We start from the raw sequence: 1,246 nt of genomic DNA on the forward strand, positions 1-1,246 counted from the left end.
TCAATCAAAAATGTGCTTACGTCGATGCTGGTGGCAGCATTACTGGTCGTGATTGCGGCGATTGCGATTTCAAAATACATGGGAAATACCATTGGACGCAGAGTCCAGCGATTATCAGAACGAGCGAAGATTATAGCCTCTGGCGATGTTTCTCAACCGCCATTGAACGTTGTTGGCAAGGATGAGCTGGCTGACCTTACGAGCTCTATCAATCGCATGAACGAGTCACTGGCAGGCATTGTTGCAGGTGTAAATGGAAAAGCGAACCAAGTGGACACCAGCATGGGTGCGCTTCTCGAATCGGCACAAGTGACATCCAATAACGTTGAACAACAACAATCCAATATCTCAGAAATGGGGCGTCAACTCGAAGAGATTGCCTTTGCTGCGAGTAATACGTTGGATCAAGCTAATCAATCGGTGCAAAAGTTGTCAGATTCAAAAGATGAGATAGAACAAGGTCGTGACGCACTTGAGAAAAATAAAGCGACCATGGAAAGCTTACACAGCAGCATAGAAAGCGCCAGCACCCAAGTTACGCAGTTAAGCAAAGAGAGCGAAGCAATTGGCCGCGTGACGGAAGTGATTGAAGGGTTAGCAGAACAGACTAATTTGCTGGCACTCAATGCGGCAATTGAAGCGGCGAGAGCTGGTGAACAAGGGCGAGGTTTTGCTGTGGTTGCCGATGAAGTGCGCATGTTGGCGACAAGAACCACGCAATCGACGACAGAAATCAACGGTATTATTAACGCAATTCAGCGTTCAACTCACACGGTGGTTCAGGAAATTGAACACAGCCAGTCGTTGGCAGAGCAAGGTGCTGAGCACATCGATAATGCCGTAACGAGATTGGTTTCAACGACAGAGCAGATCGGTTCTCTAAACGAGCAAATGGCAGAATTGGCCGCTGCTGCCGAGCAGCAATCTCACGCAACGCAATCCATAAATGGGTTAATGGCAGGCATTACGCAGTCGGTCGAAATGGTGGCGAGTAACAGTCAGCATGCTTCTGAGACGTCGTTGCAAGTGAAGCAACAAGTCACCGAGTTGAATCAACAAATGGCCATGTTTAAAACGGCTTAGACCCCCAATGAATGCCCCTCGACCATGAAGAAATACAATGGTCGAGGGTTTCGACTATTCTACTACTCACATAACCTAATTGCTCATTGAGTTTAGTTATTAAAGCTATAGCTAAAACCAAATTTCCTTCCTCACCGCTCAGATCTAATATGACTCCATCGGC

General features: G+C 47.1%; 1 protein-coding gene. It reads left to right on the top strand.

What is annotated here, in order from left to right:
• On the top strand, positions 1-1,083 hold a 1,083-nt coding region (locus R7Z77_RS23975; RefSeq protein WP_318136875.1), incomplete at its 5' end, for a HAMP domain-containing methyl-accepting chemotaxis protein.
• Between the last annotated feature and the right edge of the window lie 163 nt (positions 1,084-1,246).

This window comes from Vibrio sp. 1401 (genome assembly GCF_033340295.1).